This window comes from Klebsiella terrigena (assembly GCF_006539725.1).
GTDB lineage: Bacteria > Pseudomonadota > Gammaproteobacteria > Enterobacterales > Enterobacteriaceae > Klebsiella > Klebsiella terrigena.
On sequence record NZ_BJNO01000012.1, the window covers coordinates 77,507 to 95,471 of the forward strand.

At 60.4% G+C, this 17,965-nt stretch carries 11 protein-coding genes; 3 read left to right on the plus strand and 8 right to left on the minus strand.

Translation table 11 applies throughout. The features are described 5' to 3' along the window. The 7 genes from hisS to RTE01_RS14635 form a co-directional block, all read right to left on the minus strand. Positions 1 to 1,275: a histidine--tRNA ligase gene (hisS, locus tag RTE01_RS14605; protein ID WP_133601181.1), complete on the minus strand. Its 1,275-nt coding sequence runs from the start codon at positions 1,273 to 1,275 to the stop codon at positions 1 to 3. Between the two features lie 91 nt (positions 1,276 to 1,366). Next, positions 1,367 to 2,488: a flavodoxin-dependent (E)-4-hydroxy-3-methylbut-2-enyl-diphosphate synthase gene (gene ispG, locus RTE01_RS14610; protein WP_076947808.1), complete on the minus strand. Its 1,122-nt coding sequence runs from the start codon at positions 2,486 to 2,488 to the stop codon at positions 1,367 to 1,369. 26 nt (positions 2,489 to 2,514) lie between these two features. Next, positions 2,515 to 3,492 carry a cytoskeleton protein RodZ gene (gene rodZ, locus RTE01_RS14615; protein WP_115192123.1) on the minus strand — a complete coding sequence of 326 codons (978 nt, stop codon included), beginning with the start codon at positions 3,490 to 3,492 and terminating at the stop codon, positions 2,515 to 2,517. A 272-nt stretch (positions 3,493 to 3,764) separates the two neighbouring features. Next, positions 3,765 to 4,931, minus strand: a complete 1,167-nt coding sequence (locus tag RTE01_RS14620) for a bifunctional tRNA (adenosine(37)-C2)-methyltransferase TrmG/ribosomal RNA large subunit methyltransferase RlmN (RefSeq protein ID WP_041146712.1) — start codon at positions 4,929 to 4,931, stop codon at positions 3,765 to 3,767. Positions 4,932 to 5,223: 292 nt separating this feature from the next. Continuing rightward, positions 5,224 to 5,655 (minus strand): nucleoside-diphosphate kinase, encoded by a 432-nt coding sequence (gene ndk, locus RTE01_RS14625; RefSeq protein ID WP_041146713.1) that lies wholly within the window; start codon positions 5,653 to 5,655, stop codon positions 5,224 to 5,226. A 160-nt stretch (positions 5,656 to 5,815) separates the two neighbouring features. Further along, complete coding sequence (pbpC, locus tag RTE01_RS14630; RefSeq protein WP_134527273.1) at positions 5,816 to 8,140, minus strand: peptidoglycan glycosyltransferase PbpC; 2,325 nt, start codon at positions 8,138 to 8,140, stop codon at positions 5,816 to 5,818. Beyond that, complete coding sequence (locus tag RTE01_RS14635) at positions 8,141 to 13,090, minus strand: alpha-2-macroglobulin family protein (RefSeq protein WP_134527276.1); 4,950 nt, start codon at positions 13,088 to 13,090, stop codon at positions 8,141 to 8,143. It abuts the gene before it with no gap. A 626-nt stretch (positions 13,091 to 13,716) separates the two neighbouring features. Between RTE01_RS14635 and RTE01_RS14640 the strand changes: the two genes are divergently transcribed. The 3 genes from RTE01_RS14640 to sseA all read left to right on the plus strand — a co-directional run bounded on the left by RTE01_RS14640 (position 13,717) and on the right by sseA (position 17,121). Continuing rightward, complete coding sequence (locus RTE01_RS14640; RefSeq protein ID WP_041146716.1) at positions 13,717 to 14,928, plus strand: hypothetical protein; 1,212 nt, start codon at positions 13,717 to 13,719, stop codon at positions 14,926 to 14,928. A gap of 37 nt (positions 14,929 to 14,965) precedes the next feature. Next, positions 14,966 to 16,150, plus strand: coding sequence for an amidohydrolase (locus RTE01_RS14645; protein WP_134527279.1), 1,185 nt, complete (start codon positions 14,966 to 14,968; stop codon positions 16,148 to 16,150). A gap of 122 nt (positions 16,151 to 16,272) precedes the next feature. Beyond that, positions 16,273 to 17,121 carry a 3-mercaptopyruvate sulfurtransferase gene (gene sseA, locus RTE01_RS14650; protein ID WP_041146718.1) on the plus strand — a complete coding sequence of 283 codons (849 nt, stop codon included), beginning with the start codon at positions 16,273 to 16,275 and terminating at the stop codon, positions 17,119 to 17,121. A gap of 30 nt (positions 17,122 to 17,151) precedes the next feature. Here sseA and sseB read toward each other — a convergent pair whose 3' ends face one another. Continuing rightward, positions 17,152 to 17,928 carry an enhanced serine sensitivity protein SseB gene (gene sseB / locus RTE01_RS14655; RefSeq protein WP_134527282.1) on the minus strand — a complete coding sequence of 259 codons (777 nt, stop codon included), beginning with the start codon at positions 17,926 to 17,928 and terminating at the stop codon, positions 17,152 to 17,154. Positions 17,929 to 17,965: the final 37 nt, after the last annotated feature.

The following is a 17,965-nucleotide window of genomic DNA, read 5'->3' on the forward strand; positions in this document are numbered from 1 at the left end:
TTAACCCAGAAGTGTGCGCAAATGCGCGGCAACGCTATCCTGCGTTACGGTAGTTTGCTCACCTGAGCGTAAATCCTTCACTACCACGTTTCCGTCAGCAATTTCTGATTCACCAACCACCAGAGCAATGCGAGCGCCCCACTTATCAGCACGGCCGAACTGTTTCTTAAAGTTGCCGCCGCCGTGGTTGGTCATCAGCTTAACGCCGGGCAGCTCATCGCGAACCCGCTCAGCCAGACGCATTGCTGCGGACTGGGTATCGGTTCCGGAGGCTACCAGGTATATATCGACAACAGGATCGGCTTTAAATTCCGGATTAACGGCCTGGACCAGTAAAACAAGACGTTCCAGCCCCATCGCAAAGCCGACTCCCGGCGTTGCGCGCCCGCCCAGCTGCTCGACCAGACCGTCATAGCGGCCGCCTGCGCAGACGGTTCCCTGCGAGCCGAGGCTGGTGGTTACCCACTCAAACACGGTGCGGTTATAGTAATCGAGCCCGCGCACCAGGCGCTGATTAACGGTATAGGCGATGCCCGCGTCGTCTAACAGCGCGCACAGGCCGGCAAAGTGCTGTTTGGACTCTTCATCCAGGTAGTCGCCCAGCGCCGGTGCATCGTTCAGCAGCGCCTGCACTTCCGGATTCTTCGAGTCCAGAACGCGCAGCGGGTTGGTGTACATGCGGCGTTTGCAGTCTTCGTCGAGCTTATCTTTAAACTGCTCAAGATAGGCGACCAGCGCATCGCGATAGCTGGCGCGCGCTTCCAGCGAACCGATGGAGTTAAGCTCCAGCGCGACGTGCTCAGAGATACCCAGCTCACGCCACCAGCGGGCGGTAAGCATAATCAGCTCGGCGTCGATGTCCGGTCCCTGCAGACCAAAGACTTCAACCCCCATCTGATGGAACTGGCGATAGCGGCCTTTCTGCGGACGCTCATGGCGGAACATCGGCCCGACGTACCACAGACGCTGTTCTTGATTGTACAGAAGACCATGCTCGATGCCGGCACGAACGCAGCCCGCAGTCCCTTCCGGACGCAGCGTCAGGCTATCGCCATTGCGGTCCTCAAAGGTGTACATCTCTTTTTCAACCACGTCGGTCACTTCGCCGATCGCGCGCTTGAATAACGGGGTCTGCTCTACAATCGGCAACCGAATTTCGCTGTAACCGTAGCTGCCGAGCACCTGTTTCAGTGAGCCTTCAATGCGCTGCCAGAGAGCGGTCTCGCCCGGCAGATAATCGTTCATGCCACGGATGGCTTGAATGTTCTTTGCCACGTTTATTCTCTTTATATATATACAAAAATGAACCCCGGCGCGTTGCGCCCGCGGGTCCAATCATACACGGGAAGTCTTACGCTGCCCCGGATTATTTCTCTTCGACCTGCTGGACGTCAATACGGCGCGCTTCATCAAGCATCGAGGCTTTCGCACGGATACGCGCTTCCAGCTGATCGATCATATCGTCGTTATCCAGCCGGTCTTTACGCACGCCGTCTTCGTACAGGCCGCTCTTTTTATTGCCGCCGGTGACGCCGAGCGTCGAAACCAGCGCTTCGCCTGGGCCATTCACCACGCAGCCAATGATCGAAATATCCATCGGGGTAATGATATCTTCCAGCCGCTGCTCCAGCGCGTTGACGGTGCCGATCACGTCAAACTCCTGACGCGAACAGGTCGGGCAGGCGATGAAGTTAATCCCGCGGGCGCGAATGCGCAGAGACTTCAGGATATCGAACCCAACCTTGATCTCTTCAAGCGGATCCGCCGCCAGCGAAACGCGCAGCGTGTCGCCGATCCCTTCGTTAAGCAGCAGGCCGAGGCCGATCGCCGATTTTACCGCGCCGCTACGGGCGCCGCCGGCTTCGGTAATCCCAAGATGCAGAGGCTGATCGATCTGTTTCGCCAGCAAACGATAGGACTCCACCGCGAGGAACACATCCGACGCCTTTACGCTGACCTTGAACTGATCGAAGTTCAGACGATCGAGATGATCGACGTGGCGCATGGCTGATTCCAGCAGCGCCTGCGGCGTTGGCTCGCCGTACTTTTCCTGCAGATCTTTTTCCAGCGACCCGGCGTTAACGCCGATGCGGATAGGAATATTTTTATCACGGGCGCAGTCAACAACCATGCGAATGCGCTCTTCGTTGCCGATATTTCCCGGGTTGATACGCAGACAATCCACCCCGTACTCCGCCACTTTCAGGGCGATACGGTAGTCAAAGTGGATATCGGCGACCAGCGGTACGTTGACCTGCTGTTTGATGAGCCTGAACGCTTCCGCCGCATCCATCGTCGGTACGGAGACGCGGACGATATCCGCGCCAACGCGCTCAAGGGCTTTGATTTGATTTACGGTCGCGGCCACATCGGTGGTGCGCGTATTGGTCATCGACTGGACGGCGATGGGGGCGCCATCGCCAATCGGCACATTCCCAACGTAAATTCGTTTCGATTTTCTACGTTGAATCGGAGCCTGGTTATGCATGAAAAATCTCCCGCGTTACCCGTCTGTTACTGCGCCGGTGAAGTTTCGGCATTAAGGGTCAGACGCGCAACCTGGTTAGTTCTGATAAAACGACTCAAATCGACTGGTTTACCCAGATACTGAATCTGTACCGCAGCCGGCGCACCGATTTTCAGCTTATAAGGTGCCTGGCCGCTTAAGTTCAGGTTACCGCCCTTACGTTGCAAACCGCTGAACAGCTTTTTACCGGTTGCATCGCTAACTTCCAGCCAGCAGTCGGCAGAGAAGTTCAGGACCAGATCCTGAGCCGCAGCGGCTGCGGTCACGTTCGCCTGATCGGTTGGCAGCGGAGAGGCCGGAACCGCAGCGCCAGCTGCGGTATCGACCTGCGCCTGAGACGGAGCAACGACGGCGTTATTATTCGCCGCGGTCGCCGCCGGCGCCGCCGGGGCAGGAGCCGGCGCGGCTGAGGTATCCACAGGCGCGCTGTTCGCTACGTCCGGCGCCGTGTTATCGGCACCGTTATCTAAGGGAATGCTCTGGCTGCCGCTGTCGCCCGCATTCAGCTCAGCGGTTGACTGGTCGGCCATTGTGGAAATCTCTTCCTGCTGCGCCTTATGGTCTTGCCACCACCAGGCGCCGCTCAGGCCAATCACCACAAACAGCACCAGCCAGGTGAAGCTCATCAGCCAGCCGTCGCGCTTTTTACGGCGTTTGCCCAGAGAAAAGCTCTGCATCGGCGCAACTTTCGCCGCGCGAATAGGCGCCTGTTTTGCCATCATCGGCAGCAGCTCTTCTTCCGGAATACGCACCAGACGTGCATAGGAGCGGATGTAGCCGCGCAGGAAGGTTGAAGCGAGGTCGGCTGGCGCCTTGTCGTCTTCGATATCACGAACCGTGGAAACCTTCAGGCATAAGCGCTCAGCCACCGCTTGCTGGCTGAGTCCGAGTTGTTCGCGGGCGTTGCGCAGACGCGTGCCCGTAGTATTTGCTTCTTGATGATCTTGAGTGGCTTCAGTATTCATTCGACAACTACTGGTACGTGAAATTTAAAGTTCAGCGCCGGTAAACCCCGCGCCGCGAAACATCTGCAAAGCGTCAAACAAACAGTATAAGTCCGTATGGCGAACTATCACAGATACTTATCAATATTGAATGCTAAGCGGTTGTTGTGCCGCTACATACTGCCTCAAAGTCGACAAAAACGCACCGTAATTATTGGCCGAATCAGCCTGGTTCGCCTGCCGGGGAAACATAATTGTGCAGCGCGCGTGAAATATTGCGCGCTGCGCATTTGTCAGATCGCTTTCACGTCAATCGTTTCGCCCTGCATACGCTTGCGCAGCGTACGTTTGGTACGGTCGATAACATCACCGGCAAGCTGTCCGCAGGCGGCGTCGATATCGTCACCGCGCGTTTTACGCACGATGGTCGTGAAGCCATAATCCATCAGCACCTTGGAGAAACGGTCGATGCGGCTGTTGGAGCTGCGGCCATACGGCGCGCCCGGGAACGGGTTCCATGGGATCAGGTTGATCTTGCACGGCGTATCCTTCAGCAGCTCTGCCAGCTCGTGCGCATGCTCGGTACCGTCGTTGACGTGATCGAGCATCACGTATTCGATGGTCACCCGGCCCTGGTTGGCGTTGGACTTGGAAATATAGCCGCGCACCGAGTTCAGGAAAGTCTCGATGTTGTACTTTTTGTTGATCGGCACGATCTCATCGCGAATCGTATCGTTCGGCGCATGCAGAGAGATGGCCAGCGCGACGTCTATCATATCGCCGAGCTTATCCAGCGCCGGGACTACGCCGGAAGTGGAGAGCGTCACGCGACGCTTGGAGAGACCAAAACCAAAGTCGTCGAGCATGATTTCCATCGCCGGCACGACGTTGGTCAGGTTCAGCAGCGGCTCGCCCATCCCCATCATCACCACGTTGGTGATCGGACGCTGGCCGGTAATTTTTGCCGCACCGACGATTTTCGCCGCGCGCCAAACCTGGCCGATAATTTCAGAGACCCGCAGGTTGCGGTTAAAGCCCTGCTGCGCCGTTGAACAGAATTTACACTCTAACGCACAGCCAACCTGAGACGAAACGCACAGAGTCGCGCGATCCTCTTCCGGGATATAGACCGTTTCAACGCGCTGATCGCCGACGGCAATCGCCCATTTGATGGTGCCATCGCTGGAGCGCTGCTCCTCGACCACTTCCGGCGCGCGAATTTCCGCGACTTCCTTCAGCTTATTGCGCAGGACCTTGTTGATATCGGTCATATCATCAAAGTCATCGCTGCAGTAGTGATACATCCATTTCATCACCTGATCGGCGCGGAAGGGCTTCTCGCCCATGTTTTTGAAAAACTCGCGCAGCTGCTGACGATTCAGATCCAGCAGGTTAATTTTGGCATCTTTGTTCGGCACCGTCAGAGCGGCGTTATCAGGCGTGACAATATGTTCAGACATAATCTATTCCGGCCTCGTTGTTACACGTTATGGCCCCAGGTGGGTTGAAAAAAAGAAGCGCCCCAATGAACGAGTGCTCGTCCAGGGGCGCTGCATTGTACAAAGTCTGGTGTATCAATACCACGTTTGCACGCGGCAATGATGAAAAAATCTGTTGCTGCGCACTCAATCCTCTATGGCTTTTCGATTGTCGCAAGGCGGCAAGCAAGTAAATCCCCGGGAGCATAGATAGCTATGTGACCGGGGTGAACGCGCGCAGCCAACGCCGCGACGGTCGAAAAGACGACGAGGATTAGCGGGTGCGCGGGCAAACCTCGCCTTCGGCGAAGAAGAACGCGATTTCGCGGGCAGCAGATTCAACGGAGTCGGAACCGTGGGTGCCGTTCTCGGTGAAGCTGTCAGCGTAGTCTGCACGCAGGGTGCCGGCCAGCGCGTTGTCCGGGTTAGTTGCGCCCAGCAGGTCACGGTGACGCTGCACGGCATTTTCGCTTTCCAGAACGGAGACCACGATCGGGCCGGAAGTCATGAACTCAACCAGACCGTCAAAGAACGGGCGACCTTCGTGCTCAGCGTAGAAACCGCGAGCTTGCTCAACGGTCAGGTGCAGCATTTTGGTGCCAACGATTTTGAACCCTGCAGCTTCGAAGCGAGAAAAGATGCCGCCAATAACGTTTTTTGCCACCGCGTTTGGTTTAATGATGGAAAAAGTACGTTCAATAGCCATGATTACCTCTAATAAAATTTTATGTTGTTGGGCATACGATCGTATGGCCTGGCGCGCATTATAATGAGCAACTCAGGCGCTGCCTATGGATGAAGGTAACATTTTGTTAAAATAAGACGAGCTTTAGCAACACAAAAAGCAGGGCCTTGCCGCCCCGACTTTATTGCAGAGTGAAATTCGCCGCCGCAATCTGTCCCGCCTCATCCATCACCACCAGCTGATAGCTATCCAGCCGCTCCAGGGTCAGGCTCGCGCCGGCCCCCGCCGCCTCCAGCGGTTCGCCGTTGAGAAACCACCAGCGTCGCCCTTCGCCGCCGGTGGTCTGCAGCGGCACCACCACCCGCGCCGCGCCGGGTAAACGTTTAATGACCGCGCCATCGCGGATGCCGGAAAGCACCAGCGGCGCGGCATCGGCGGCCTGCGGCGGCGGACACTCTGCCGATGCCGGCCCCAGCCTCGCCCGACGGCGTTCGTTTGCCGGCAGCCATGGCTCCAGCGGCAGCGGCCAGACGTCGACGTTTTTCTCCATCGCGCCCGGGCAATCGGCCGCCACCCGCAGTCCTTGCTTATCTACCCATACAGGAAAACGAATGCCGCGCACGCCCTCCTGACCCGGCAAGAGCAGCGTCGGCGGCTGGCTATCGTCGAGCAGCCAGGTAGCCAGCCGACGGCGGCAGTTGGCGTCTCCCGCCGGCAGGCTCTGCCCGCCGGGCCAGCAGATGGTCGCCGCCCTCACCGACGGCGGGCGCGGATCGGCGGGCAGCCCGTCGCGGCCGGTCGTTGGCCGCGCCAGCAGCATATTGTTGACCTGATTGAGCAGCGGTACCGCGCTGGCGAAGCCAAACTGCCCGACCACCGGCGTACCGTCAGGCCGCCCGGTCCAGATCCCGATAAGATAGCGGGCGTTAACGCCAATCGCCCAGGCGTCGCGATAGCCGTAGCTGGTGCCGGTTTTCCACGCCAGCGGCACCACCTGAACCAGCGAGTCGTCGGGCACCGGCTGGGATTCACCGGCCAGAATTCGCCTCACTATCCACGCCGCCCCCGGCGACAGCAGCGGCCGCTCCACCAGCGGGGCTTCCGGCGTCATCCGCAGCCGCCCCGCCCTGCCGTGACGGGCAAACGCGCTATACGCCGCCACGATATCCGCCAGCCGGGCGCCGGCGCCGCCCAGGATCAGCGACAGGTTGGGCTCGGCGCCCGCCGGCAGCATCAGCGGCAGGCCGGCGTTGCGCAGCGTGGCGGCAAACCGTTTTGGCCCGTAGGCTTCCAGCACCTGCACGGCCGGCAGGTTCAGAGAACGCACCAGCGCGTCGCTGGCGCTGACCGGGCCGTGAAAGCCGCTGTCGAAGTTACCGGGCCGGTAATCGCTAAACCGTCGCGGGACGTCCTGCAGTAAAGAGGCAGGATGGATCAGCCCCTCGTCCAGCGCCATGCCGTAGACAAACGGCTTCAGTACGGAGCCCGGAGAGCGGATCGCCGATACCATATCGATGTGCCCGAAACGGCTGTCGTCGCTAATATCCGCCGAGCCGACCCAGCCCCGCACGCGCATATCGGTATGATCGACGACGACAATCGCCAGCGAGCTGCGCGGCGGCAGGCGTGATTTCCAGTTGAGGGCTAAATCCTCCAGCTGGCGCTGCAGCCCGGCATCAAGGGTCGTCACCACCTTATCTTCGCGGCTGCTGGCCAGCATCCGCCGGGAAAACAGCGGCGCCAGCTGCGGCATCTGGCGGGGGAACAGCCATACCGGCTCTTCCGTCGCCTCGCGCACCGTCTTCTCCGACCACACGCCCTGGGTTTGCATGCGCGCCAGCACCTTATCGCGCGCCGCCTGGGCCCGCTGCGGCCAGCGGTCAGGACGCAGGCGGCTCGGCGCCTGCGGCAGCACCGCCAGCAGGGCCGCTTCGCCGTAGCTGAGCCGGGCCGGCGGTTTCCCGAGATACGCCCAGCTGGCCGCGCCGATCCCCTGCAGCGTGCCGCCGAACGGGGCACGATTGAGGTACAGGGTCAGGATCTCGCTTTTCGACAGATGCCACTCCAGCTGCAGCGCGCGCCACAGCTGGCGCAGCTTGCCGCCGAAGGTTCGGGGATGAGGGTCGAGCAGCCGCGCAACCTGCATGGTCAGCGTGCTGCCGCCTGAGATGACGCGCCCGGAAGTGAGGTCCTGCCAGGCCGCGCGGGCAATGGCCAGCGGATTTACGCCGGGGTGATCCCAGAACCAGCGGTCTTCATACTGGATCAGGGCCTGAAGATAGCGCGGCGACACGTCATCGAGGGTCACCGGATAGCGCCAGACGCCCTGCTTATCGGCAAAGCGCCATAGCGGCGTACCGTCCTGCGCCACCACCACCCGGGCCGGAGCCACCTCGTGCAGCGGCAGGGGCCACAGGCGATCCGCCGCCAGCAGCGCCAGCCACAGCAGAAAGGGCGTCGCCGCCAGCCATCGCCAGCGGCGCCTTATCTTTACCAACCGCCGCATTTACGGGGTAACGTTCAGCGGGCCGCTGGCCGTGCCGGTTGCCCGCCACTGCGGAACGTACATCGACTCCACCTGCGGCTGCGGCACCTGATAGGTGCCAGGCGTTACCGCCCGCGCCAGGTAGACCAGCGTCACCGGCTGCCCTTCGTTTACCGCTACCGCAGCAACAAAGCGATCGTCGCGGAATTCGATGTGCTGAATATCCGCCTGCTGCATCTGATTGAGCAGGTTCTGCACCGCCTCACCGTTCTCCTGCAGGCTGGCGCTGCTGTTTGCCAGGTTCTGGTTTTCCAGCTCAAGCCCCGCCGGCAGCAGATCGACGACCAGCGCATCCGGCACGTTGCGCGTCGCGGTAATTTCCAGCTTCACCAGCACCAGCTCGCCGCTGCGCAGCGAGGTCAGCGATTTTTGCTGGCCGCGGGTGTCGAAGACGTGCCGTTCAATACCCAGCACGTTGCCCGCAGGCTGCGGGGCGCTAAGCGGATAGCCGCTGCTGTCAAGACGCAGCCAGAGCGGCTGGCTGCCGGTATTGCTAACCTGCAGCGCCGCCAGCTGGTCGCCGGTCAGGTTACGGGTCTGCGCTTTATCCGCCGCCAGCGGCTGCGCCTGCAGCGAGGTTTGCGCCTGCCAGCTGCCGGGAAGATCCTGCAGCGTGCGGCCGGCAAGGAACAGGGCGTTGGTCTCCTGAGTAGAGAGCCAGCGCTGGCCGTAGGCCTCGTCAGCCAGGCTGCTCAGCAGCGCGTTTTGCGCCTCCGGCAGCAGCTTATTCTCCTCCAGCAGGGCCAGCTTCAGGGCATCATCACGCAGCGCGCTGCCGTAGTCCCCCAGCCAGCGATCCCGGTCCTGACGCGGCGTGGTCATCGCCAGCTTCAGCGCCTGCTCGCCGCGCGGCGCGTCGCCCATCGCCTTCAGCGCAATGCCAAGCTGCAGCAGCGGCAGGCCGGAACGCGCCTGCTCGTGGCGGGTCCAGATTTCACGCAGCGCACCAAGCGGCGCCTTTTGCTGACGAGCCAGTACCAGAGCGGCGTAGGCCTGGGCGGCAAAGCGGCTGGCCGGCGCGTCGTCGCTGTAGCGAACGGTCATCAGCCCCGGTTCCTGCAGATAGCGCAGCAGGCGCTGGTTGCCGTTATTGATGGCGTTGGTCGGCACGCTGTAGCCCTGCTCGCCCGCCCGCACCAGAAAGTCCATGGCGTAGGCGGTGAGCCAGTACTCCTCGGGGCCGTTTTTATCCCATAGCGCAAAGCCGCCGTCGTCGCGCTGCATTTGCAGCAGGCGCGCGATGCCGATATCCACCGCCGCGCGGCGTTTTTCATCGCTGTCGCCGGTAATGCCCAGCGTTTTTAGCTGCGCCGCGCTGGTGTAGAGCGACGGGAACAGTCCGCTGGCGGTCTGCTCCAGGCAGCCGTAAGGATAGGCCTTCAGGTCGCGAATATAGCGCGCCAGATTGAGCGGCGGCTTGCCGCTGAACACCAGCTGCCCCTGCAGGGTCGCCGGCGAGAAGCCGAGGGTTTGCTCCGGCGGCACCTGCCAGCTTTCGCCAGGCTGCAGCACCGCGCCAGCGTTAACCGTCCGCGCCGGGAAGGCCGGACGGACGCCAATTTTCCACTGCTTTTGCATCGGGGCGAAGGTCTCACCCGGCAGATTCAGGCCGCTGATGGTCGCACTGAGCTGACCGTCGCCAAACCCCTCTTTGGCGCTCACCGGCACAAACAGGGTGCGACGTGCGCCCGGCGCCAGCTGAACCGGCGGGATTTCCGGCTGCGCAAGCTGCAGCAGACCGTCGGCGCTCAGCGCGACGTTCAGGGTTTGCGGCCTGTCGGTCAGGTTGCTGAGATCCAGCGCCAGGCGCGTGGTATCGCCGCTGGCGAGGAAGCGTGGCGTATTCAGCTCGGCAATCACCGGCGCGGCGACCACCACTTTGTCTTCACTGCTGCCAAAATCATCGGCGGTCCACGCCTGGGCCATCACCCGCAGCTCGCCGTTAAAATCACCGATCGGCAGCGTCACGGTGCCTTCGCCCTTGTCATCGAGCGTCACCGGCTGGGCCTGCTGGGCAATAATCGTCACGTGGTTAACCGGCGGCTTACCGCCGCGCTTGAGCTCGTCGCCGTCGCCGCCGAAGCGCAGGCTCGCCAGTCGTCCCTGCCCCTCAATGACCTGGCCGTAGATATCGTAAATATCCGCCCCGTAGCGCTTCTGGCCAAAAAAGGCGTTCCACGGATCCGGCGTCGCGTAGTCGGTAATGTTCAGCACGCCGCTATCCACCGCCGAGAGCAGGACATTCACCTGCTTCGGCGTCTCGCCCTCTTTGACGCTGGCCTTCACTTTGACCGTCAGCGGCCGGTTGGGACGCATTTTTTCCGGCGCATCCAGCGCCAGGGTCAGGCGGCGGCTTTCATCACCGAGCGGCAGATGCAGTAGCCCCACCGCCCGTTTCGGCGTTGCGGAGCGCGATTTGTCGCCGGGGCGGATCACCAGCGTGCTGAGATAGAGGTCGTGGCGGTTCCAGGCTTTATCAACCGGGATGGAGAGATCCATTCCCGCGGCCGGAACGTCAATTTCCTGCCACCACAGCGGGCCTTCGCTGGACTCGACCATCGCATAGCCTTTGCCTGCCGCCGGCGCGGCGATATGCAGCTTAATGGTGTCGCCGGGTTTGTAGGCCGGTTTATCCAGCTTCATGGTGACCCGGTCCGGACGCGCGGCTCCCGCGCCGTCGCTGTTATCCTGCCAGCTGTATCCGGCCCAGAAGCGCACGCTGCTGACCGCCCCATCCGGATCCTTCACCTCCAGCCGGTAGGAGCCCCACTCCACCGGGAAGCTGACCTTCGCCGTTTGCCCGGCCTGCAGATCCAGCGACTCTTCGCCCTCCTGCAGATCTTTCTGATCGAACTGCGACTGCCAGCCTTCGCTATCCGACCAGTTCCAGTAATAGTCGCGGCGTTCGCGAATGAGGCGCACCTGCAGTCCGGAGACCGCTTTTTTGTCTCCGGCCGCGTCGGCGTAAACAATCTCAAATCCGGCGTTGCTGTTTTCATCCACCACCGGCTGCTTCACCGTGCTGTCGGTGCGGTAGTCGTACACGTCCTTCAGGGCGAATTCAGGACGGATGCCCGGCAGCGTCTCGGCAGGCCAGATGGCCTGCTGCACGGTGCGGGTCACCGGACGACCGCCGGACTCCAGCAGGCTGGCCTGTAAAATCACCTGCAGCGGCGAATGGCTATCCTGCCACTGGCTGGCAGTCGTCACTTCCCCGTGGCCTTTTTCGTCCAGCGTCATCTGGACTTCATCGAGGCTGCGGGAGAGGTTTTCTTCAGCAATATCGCCAAACTGGAAGCCCGGCAGCGCGGCAACCGCATCGCGCAGCGGGCGCAGGAACAGTTTCCCCTGCAGCTGATTGCCGCTGGCAGGCGCGCCGTATAGATAGGCCCCGGCGACGGCAAAGGTCACGTCGGCGTTCGGCGCCACGGCGCCCTTTTGTCCGCTCAGGTTCAGCGCCATACGCTCGGGCATAAAGTCTTCGACGTGGAAGTCCCACTCGCGCGGCTGATTGTCGCCGGTGCTGGCGCGGATATGCCACATGCCGGTCGGCGCGCCGGCGTCGAGCGGCCAGGTAAACTGATACAGGCCGTTCACCGGCTGGCTCATCCGGGAGCTAATCACCTGGCCGTCCGGCTGAACCACCTCGAGCTTCACCGGCTGCTCGGCCAGCGGCCTGCCGTCGCCGTCGCGCAGCAGCGCGTTGAGGATCACCCTCTCCCCAGGGCGGTAGAGATCGCGAGGGCCAAACATAAAGAACTGCTTGCTGAAGCCGGGGGCTCCGGCAATGGCGAACTCCGCCAGATCCAGCGCGGGCAGCTTAAGATCCAGCAGGGTGGTTTGCCCCTCTTTGCGTGCCAGCAGCAGCGCGGCCTCTTTATCGGTTTGCAGCGTCACGTGGCCCTGGCCGTCGCTTTTAGCCTGCGCCAGCGTCTGCCCCTTGGCGTTGAGCAGCTGAACCTCGATACCGGACTGCGCGGCGCCGTTTTCGAGACTTTGGGTGAAGACGTCCAGCCGGTTGTGGTAGCGATGCGCCGAGACGCCGATATCGCTGAGGGTAAACAGCGTCGCGGCGTTGCTGTAGCTATAGTGGCCCGCCTGGTTCATCACCGCCACGTAGACGCCCGGCTGCTGCAGCGGTTTGATATCCGCCAGCGGCAGCAGCAGCTTTTCCCGCGTATTGCGCGCCGGGTTGAGGTCAAAGCGCCCGCTGTAGACCAGGTCGGCCATTTTCAGCAGCTCGTCGGACTCCCAGTTGCTTAGCGAATTTCGGTACTCCCACTGGCTGACGAAGGCGGACAGCGATTCGGGCTTGATGCGGAAGAAGTTCACGTCGACGTTATCAACGTTCAGGGCCATCACCGGCAGCCCGGCCACCACTTTGCCCGGCAGCAGCGAGCCCCGGCTGGCAAAGCCGATGCTGGGAGCGACGTCGCGGGTGGCGATGGTTTTTTCAAAAGAGGTGCCGAAGGTCGCGGTATTCAGCGCGGTGAGCGTAGGGTCAACGGAGACAATCAGGTCGCGTTTCGGCTCAAGATGGCGCAGGCGCAGCTCTTTCAGGTTCGGCGCCAGCTCCCAGGCGCCGTCAACCTTACCGCTTTTTTTATCGACGAGGTGCACGCTGCGGGAGAAATCCTGATCCGGCTGCAGCGGAATGGAGAAGGTCAGGACCAGCGTCGCCGCCCCGTCCAGCTGGACCTCCGAGGCGTCGAGCAGCGTCAGCGCCTTGCCTTTGCTTTTCTCCGCCAGCTTAGCGAGCTGGGCGCCGTCCGGTTTCGCCGCGTTCGGCTTATCCGCGGAAGAGGCGGCGGCTGGCCCGGCGGTCTGAGTTTTGCCGCTGTCGTCGCAGCCGGCAAGCGAAAGTGCGGTAAGCAGCGCCAGCGACAGCGTCGCTAAACGAAATGGTTTCATCCTTTAACCCCTCGGCCCAACGGCCTGATATCTGTAGTGAACATATTATTATGCGTCAATGGCGGAATTACCAGTTGCTTATAATATCCGCAGCCCGTCGACGGCCTGATTTTGCCGATGATATAATTTCAGCGATACGTTTTACCCGGCAGATGAGAATAATGACTAGGGCGTATTTGCGTCCGGGCAGCGCGAAAGATTACAACAAACCTCGCGTGATGAATATAAAATATGCCGCAGAGCGCAATTGAAAATAAGAGAGACTGATAATACACAGGCTTAATTATAATGTGAAAGCGCATACTTCCGCCCGGCTTAATTCTGAAATTAACATTAGCCCCCACCTATAAATTGACAACCAGTTGGTTTTCTCTTACTTGAACGCTATACCGTGATATGCCATGCCGCCCTTACCTTCGCGGCGGCCGTCCATTCTCAGCTTCAGATGGAGAAATGGTTTCATTGCCGCTGCCCGGCAGGCGCATGATTGACGATATATGTTAATGCCCACGTCGGCTAAAAAACTTCTGGTGGTAGCACTGACCGCCCGTTCTGCGGAATCAATAACGGCACAACAGTCATCCGTTCCGGATTGACATATAAAATAAATAATATGGGAATTATCTATGTCACAAATGAGCGCTCTTTTAATTATTCTTTTCATTCTTTATACAGGCGATGTTATTTCTACGCGGACAAAAGCCTGGGTTCCTTCCGTCTTTGTTTGTGCAGCGCTGTTTCTGGGCGGGTACTGGACTTTTTTCCCGGCGGATATTATCAGCCGGGCGGGAATCACCGCGCCCGTCGCCATCATGCTGATGTATCTTCTGATTACCAATATGGGAACCCTGCTGTCGCTGAAGGAGCTCATGCGCCAGTGGAAAACGGTGGTCGTTGCGCTGGCGGGTATCGCCGGGATAACGGTGGCCATCTTCGCGGTGAGCCTGCTGCTGTTTGATCGCAACACCGCGCTGGTTACCATCCCGCCGCTGGTCGGCGGGATCGTTTCATCATTGATTATGTCGCAAGGCGCAAGCAACGCCGGGCTGGTGGATCTGTCGGTGCTGGCGATTCTGATTTACGTGATGCAGGGATTCGCCGGCTATCCCCTCACCGCCATCATGCTGCAACGCGAAGGAAAAGCGCTGCTTACGCGCTACCGCAGCGGCGAACATCATCCTGATAGCGCTGAAGATGAACGGACCCTCCTCGCCTGCGGTGAAGAAATGATGCCGAGGTTGTTTAGCCGCATCCCCACAAGCTACAACAGTACCTATTTTAAATTCCTGCGCCTGGCGATAGTGGGCTGCCTGGCCTGGTTTGTCTCCGAGCTGGCAAAGCCCATAGTCAGCATCAGCCCGTTCGTACTGTGCCTGTTTTTTGGCGTGGTCTTTACTTCATTGGGCTTTCTTGAAAAACATACGCTGCAAAAAGCGAACGGCTTCGGCTTTGCCGTAATGGCATTGATGCTGTTTATCTTTGATACCTTGAACAAAGCCACGCCGGATATGCTGCTGCGCCTGCTTTTCCCGATGGCGGTGCTCATCGCCACGGCGGTTATCGGCATGTTCATCGTTTCCTGGGCCATAGGGAAAGCGCTCGGCGTCAGCGGCGCCATGTCATTCGCTATCTCCCTGACCGCGCTGTACGGCTTTCCGGCGGATTACATCATCACCAACGAAGCCATTAACTCTCTCACCCAGGATGAAAAAGAACGCCAGATGCTGACTCAGCACATGCTGGGGCCAATGCTGGTCGGCGGGTTTATCTCCGTGACGATTGTTTCCGTCATCCTCGCCGGAATACTGGTGGGCTATCTGGTGCCGGCTGTGGGCTGAACGCTTTCATTTTCTACGTACCTATGGAGTCCGTTTTATGATTAACCCCGCTATTACCGCCATCGTCGCCAGAGAAGAGCAGGCGACAATCGCCTTTCGTCGCGATCTCCACGCCCACCCGGAGCTGCCGTGGGAGGAACGGCGAACGACGGAGCGCGTCGTGGCGGAACTGGAGAGCATCGGCATCGCCTGCCGTCGTACCGTTCCGACCGGCGTCATTGCAGACATCACCGGCGGCAGGCCGGGCAAGACGGTCGCCCTGCGTGCCGATATGGATGCGCTGCCGGTGCAGGAGCTCAACGATCGGCTCAGCTATAAATCGCAAATCGCCGGGAAAATGCACGCCTGCGGGCATGATTCCCATACCGCAATGCTGCTCACCGCCGCCCGTGCACTGTACGAGGTTCGCGAGCAGATGTCCGGTAACGTGCGTTTAATTTTTCAGCCCGCCGAGGAGATTGCCGAGGGGGCGAAGGCCATGATCGACCAGGGCGCGCTCGATAGCGTCGACAACATTTTTGGCATGCATATCTGGTCCGGTTCGCCTGCCGGTAAAATCTCCTGCAACCTGGGGTCGTCGTTTGCCTCCGCGGATTTACTCAAAGTCACTTTTCGCGGCCGCGGCGGTCACGGCTCAATGCCGGAGGCCTGCATCGATGCGGCAGTCGTCGCCTCCGCCTTCGTGATGAATTTGCAGGCTATCGTGGCGCGTGAAACTTCGCCGCTGGAATCCGCGGTGGTCTCAATCGGCCGAATGGATGTCGGCACCCGGTTCAACGTGATTGCCGAAAATGCCGTTCTTGACGGCACCGTGCGCTGTTTCAGCATTGAAACCCGCCAGCGCCTGGAGGCCGCAATAGCGCGCTATGCGCAGCATACCGCGGCGATGTATGGTGCCACCGTTGCCGTCGACTACTGCTACGGCACGCCACCGGTAATTAACGAAGAGCGCAGCGCACGGCTGGCGCAATCGGTGATCCGCGAGGCCTTCGGCGACGACGCGCTATTCAGCGAAAAGCCAACGACCGGCGGAGAGGATTTCAGCTTTTATATGCAGGACATCCCCGGCTGTTTTGCCCTGCTCGGCTCCGGCAATAAAGAGAAAGGGAGCGACTACGCCCACCATCACGGATGCTTCAATATTGATGAGCAGGTTATGAATACCGGCGCCGGGCTGTACGCCCAGTACGCCTGGCGCTATCTGCATCAAAACCGCTTCTGATCGTTTCTCCCCGGCGTGCGCCGGGGACATATCACATTACGATATCTATTACGTGAAAATGCCTTGTCGGTAAGGGCAAAAACATCAACAATCTATCTATTGTTGATGACACGGAGAGAGCCATGTCCACTTCGTTTTTTGTCGCCGCCGACTGGCTGGCAGAACATATTGATGACCCGGAAATCCAGATTATCGATGCCCGAATGGCGCCAGCAGGTCAGGAATCCCTGCGTGATATGGATGCGGAATATCGCGCGGGCCATATTCCCAACGCCGTCTTTTTCGATATTGAAGCCCTATCCGATCGCACCAGCCCGCTGCCGCATATGATGCCGCGGGCGGAAGCCTTCGCCGTGGCGATGCGCGAGCTGGGCGTCAGCAGCGATAAGCATCTGGTGGTTTACGATGAGGGCAACCTCTTCTCGGCGCCGCGCGCCTGGTGGATGCTGCGGACCTTCGGGGTTGAAAACGTCTCTATTCTCGCCGGCGGGCTGGCCGGCTGGCGGCGCGATGAGCTGCCGCTGGAGCAGGACGAGCCGCAGCTGCCGGAGGGCGAATTCGACGGCCGCTTCGATCCGCTGGTGGTTAAGCGGCTGACCGACGTGCTGCTGGTGAGCCATGAAGGATCGGCCCAGATCGTCGACGCGCGTCCGGCCGGGCGCTTTAACGGTCTCGTCGATGAGCCGCGTCCTGGCCTGCGCCGGGGGCATATTCCCGGGGCGCTGAACGTTCCGTGGACCGAGCTGGTGATTAACGGCGAGCTGAAAACTATCGACGAGCTGAACGATATTTTCCTGCGCCAGGGCGTAGACTTCGAGCGGCCGATTATCGCCAGCTGCGGATCCGGCGTCACGGCGGCGGTGGTGGTGCTGGCGCTGACAACGCTGGGCGTTAACGGCGTCAGCCTGTACGACGGTTCGTGGAGCGAATGGGGCGCCCGCGCCGATTTGCCGATAGAGCCGGCGCACTAAAACAGCGGCGGGGTTAGCGCCCCGCCGTCATCAGATAATGCGGTTTTGCTTGAAATCACGCAGGAAGCTGCCCCAGCGCTTTTCATAGAATGGCGTGATATGGGCAATCATAAAGTGGCTGATACCCTTCTCCCCTTCGACCACCTGGCAAATATCGATCGGCTCATCGCCGGGCTGGGTGTCGGTTGCCACGCTGCCGGTCGCCTGGATTATCTCTTCGATATCCCCCTCGGCCTCAATGCCGATCAGCAGGTTCGCCGGCGCGTCCGCGCTATCTTTGATCGAGCACAGAAACGCCCGCTTCACGGTTTTCAGGGATTTAAATAGCGTGGTCAGCGAATCCACCATCTGCGCCGGCGGCTCGGCCACCTCAGAGAGCAGCAGCAACTCCCCGCCTTCCAGCACGGTTTGCGTGCTCAGCGGACCGCCCTCTTCACCCAGCAGATGCTTGATTTCGTTCGGCGTGAACTCTTTTCCGGCCGGCAGTTTGGCGTTGAGGAACAGCGTCTCGCCCAGGGTCATCGCCATCAGCGTACGCGCCGGCATCGCGACAAAAGACTGCTCGTCTTCGACCGCCTGCTGCAGGGCCTCCAGCGAGGTAAAAAAGGGAATGACCGAGGCGCCATCGTCTTTTTCCCAGTGCTGCAGGTCGACGGCACTCTCTTCCACAACCTGTTCACCTTCCGCCGCCGCGCCGGGTACCCAGACGGTGGACTCCAGCAGCGTACGGAAAAAAGCCGGGCGATGGCCGGGCTCAATCGCCGCCTTTTCCAGCAGCGTTTCTAATTCATTTTTAGTTTCGGACATGGCTCTCACAACATCAGAATCAGCAATTCCCGGCCGC

What these genes read in the sequence shown, in the direction of transcription:
- ispG (WP_076947808.1), bottom strand. Translation starts at nt 2,488, where the DNA reads ATGCATAACCAGGCTCCGATTCAACGTAGAAAATCGAAACGAATTTAC.
- rodZ (WP_115192123.1), bottom strand. Translation starts at nt 3,492, where the DNA reads ATGAATACTGAAGCCACTCAAGATCATCAAGAAGCAAATACTACGGGC.
- RTE01_RS14620 (WP_041146712.1), bottom strand. Translation starts at nt 4,931, where the DNA reads ATGTCTGAACATATTGTCACGCCTGATAACGCCGCTCTGACGGTGCCG.
- ndk (WP_041146713.1), bottom strand. Translation starts at nt 5,655, where the DNA reads ATGGCTATTGAACGTACTTTTTCCATCATTAAACCAAACGCGGTGGCA.
- pbpC (WP_134527273.1), bottom strand. Translation starts at nt 8,140, where the DNA reads ATGCGGCGGTTGGTAAAGATAAGGCGCCGCTGGCGATGGCTGGCGGCG.
- RTE01_RS14635 (WP_134527276.1), bottom strand. Translation starts at nt 13,090, where the DNA reads ATGAAACCATTTCGTTTAGCGACGCTGTCGCTGGCGCTGCTTACCGCA.
- RTE01_RS14640 (WP_041146716.1), top strand. Translation starts at nt 13,717, where the DNA reads ATGTCACAAATGAGCGCTCTTTTAATTATTCTTTTCATTCTTTATACA.
- RTE01_RS14645 (WP_134527279.1), top strand. Translation starts at nt 14,966, where the DNA reads ATGATTAACCCCGCTATTACCGCCATCGTCGCCAGAGAAGAGCAGGCG.
- sseA (WP_041146718.1), top strand. Translation starts at nt 16,273, where the DNA reads ATGTCCACTTCGTTTTTTGTCGCCGCCGACTGGCTGGCAGAACATATT.
- sseB (WP_134527282.1), bottom strand. Translation starts at nt 17,928, where the DNA reads ATGTCCGAAACTAAAAATGAATTAGAAACGCTGCTGGAAAAGGCGGCG.